This window comes from Kocuria sp. CPCC 205297 (assembly GCF_040981035.1).
In the GTDB taxonomy this organism is placed as follows: Bacteria; Actinomycetota; Actinomycetes; order Actinomycetales; family Micrococcaceae; genus Kocuria; species Kocuria marina.
Window position 1 is genome coordinate 1 of sequence record NZ_JAVKPY010000028.1, and the last position, 2747, is coordinate 2747.

Annotated in this window: 1 protein-coding gene; it reads right to left on the bottom strand. The window is 62.9% G+C overall.

The features are described 5' to 3' along the window. Positions 1 to 20: 20 nt before the first annotated feature. Positions 21 to 2732: a pyruvate dehydrogenase (acetyl-transferring), homodimeric type gene (aceE, locus tag RF650_RS13470; protein ID WP_318546045.1), complete on the bottom strand. Its 2712-nt coding sequence runs from the start codon at positions 2730 to 2732 to the stop codon at positions 21 to 23. Between the last annotated feature and the right edge of the window lie 15 nt (positions 2733 to 2747).

Consider the following 2747-nt stretch of genomic DNA (forward strand, 5'->3'; position numbering starts at 1 on the left):
CGTGGTGGTGGGTTGGTGGGTTAGGCGTCGCCTCCGGTGTTACCGCTGGTGCCGGCGGCGGGGTTGGTGAGGTCGTAGCGGGTGATGGCTTCTGCGGGGGCGGACCAGTCGATCTCTCCGCGTTTGGCCAGCATTTCCAGGGTGCGTACGACCATTGAGTGCGCATCGATGGTGAAGTACCGGCGTGCTCCGGCGCGGGTGTCAGCGAACCCGAATCCGTCAGCGCCCAGCGAGGCCCAGTCGTTGGGTACGTACTGACGCACGGAGTCCGGTAGGGCCGAGGTGTAATCACTGGTAGCGATCACCGGTCCCGTCGCCCCTGCTAGTGCTTGGGTGATGTAGGGGGTGCGTGTTCCTTCACCGGGGTTGAGGAACGCCTCATGTTCGGCGGCGTGAGCATCCCGGCGTAGGTTCGTCCACGAGGTCACCGACCACACGTCGGCGGAGACCGACCATTCCTCGGCGAGGATCCGTTGGGCTTCCAACGCCCAGGGCACCCCGACCCCGGAGGCCAGCAACTGGGCGCGCGGGCCTTCGTTGGTGGCGGGTTTGAGCAGGTAGATGCCGTTGAGGATCCCGTCCACATCGACGTCTTCGGGTTCGGCGGGTTGGTGGATGGGTTCGTTGTAGACGGTGAGGTAGTACATCACGTTGTGATCCTCATCCGCGTGCCCGTACATGTGTTCGATCCCGCGTTTGACGATGTGGGCGATCTCGTACCCGTAGGCGGGGTCGTAGTGGATCACCGCGGGGTTGGTCGAAGCCAGGATCGGGGAGTGCCCGTCAGCGTGTTGCAGGCCCTCACCGGTGAGTGTGGTACGCCCGGCGGTGGCGCCGATCACGAACCCGCGGGCCATCTGATCGGCGGCTGCCCAGAACTCATCCCCGGTGCGTTGGAACCCGAACATGGAGTAGAAGATGTACACCGGGATCATGGTTTCACCGTGGGTGGCGTAGGAGGTGCCCGCGGCGGTGAACGCAGCGGTGGCCCCGGCCTCGTTGATCCCCGGGTGCAGGATCACACCCTGGGCGGATTCCTTGTACGCGAGCATCAGTTCGCGGTCCACGGAGAGGTAGTTCTGCCCGTTGGGGTTATAGATCTTCGCGGTCGGGAAGAACGAGTCCATCCCAAACGTCCTGGCCTCGTCCGGGACGATGGGTACGATGCGGTGCCCGAAGTCCTTCTCCCGCATCAGGTCTTTGAGGATCCGCACGAACGCCATGGTCGTGGCCGCCAGTTGTTTGCCCGAACCCTTCTTCCCCGACGCGAAGGCTTTGTCCGAGGGCAAGGTGATCGCCTGCTGGGTGTGGGGGCGATCCGGGAGGAACCCACCGAGTTCTTGACGGCGTTCCAGGAGGTATTTGATTTCGGGGGAGTCGGGTCCGGGGTGGTAGTAGGGGGCGTTGTAGAGATCGGAGTCCAGTTGCTCATCACTGATCGGGATCCGTAAATGATCCCGGAAGGCCTTGAGGTCTTCGAGGGTGAGTTTTTTCATCTGGTGGGTGGCGTTACGGGCCTCGAAGTGCGGACCCAACCCGTAGCCCTTGACGCCTTGGGCCAGGATCACCGTGGGCTGGCCGGTGTGTTCCACCGCCGCCTTGTACGCCGCGTACACCTTGCGGTAGTCATGGGCGCCGCGCTTGAGGTTCCAGATCTGCTCATCCGTGTAATCGGCCACCAGTTCTTTGGTGGCTGCGGAGCGGGCGAAGAAGTGGTCACGGACGAACCCACCGGATTCGGCTTTGAAGGTCTGGTAGTCCCCGTCCAGGGTCTCGTTCATGATCCGCACCAGCTCCCCGGTGTGATCCGCCTCCAGTAGGGCGTCCCATTCCCGGCCCCACACGACCTTGATCACATTCCACCCCGCACCGCGGAAGAACGCTTCCAGCTCCTGGATGATCTTCCCGTTCCCGCGTACCGGGCCATCCAAGCGTTGCAGGTTGCAGTTGATTACGAAGGTGAGGTTGTCCAACTTCTCATTCGCCGCTAACTGCAGCACACCACGGGATTCGGGTTCATCCATCTCCCCGTCCCCCAAAAACGCCCACACGTGCTGGTCGGAGGTGTCCTTGATACCGCGGTTGTGCAGGTACCGGTTGAACTGCGCCTGGTAGATCGCGTTCATCGGCCCGATCCCCATCGACACGGTGGGGAACTGCCAGAAATCCGGTAAACACCGCGGATGCGGGTACGAGGGCAACCCGTTGGGGGCGTGGGTCTTCTCCTGCCGGAACCCATCCAACTGCTCCTCCGTGAGCCGGCCCTCGAGGTAGGCGCGGGCGTAGTTACCCGGGGAGGAATGACCCTGGAAGAACACCTGATCCCCGCCCCCGGGATGGTCAGGTCCGCGGAAGAAGTGGTTCAACCCCACCTCATACAACGTCGCCACCCCCGCGTACGAGGAGATATGCCCGCCAACGGAGACTTCCGGGCGTTGAGCGCGGTGGACCATCACCGCCGCGTTCCAGCGCAGGAAAGCCCGGTAGCGGCGCTCGATCTCCTCATCACCGGGGAACTCGGGTTCTTGATCCACCGGGATCGTGTTCACATAATCCGACGTCGTCACCATCGGCACACCCACCGAATGCGTGCCCGCGTGCTGCAACAACGCCCGCATCACGTACTGCGCCCGCGCGGTACCCTGCGCCTGGATCAACGCGTCAAACGACTCGATCCACTCCTGCGTCTCCTGAACATCAGCGTCCTGAAGATTATTCGTCAACCCACTCAAAATGTGGTGATTGCT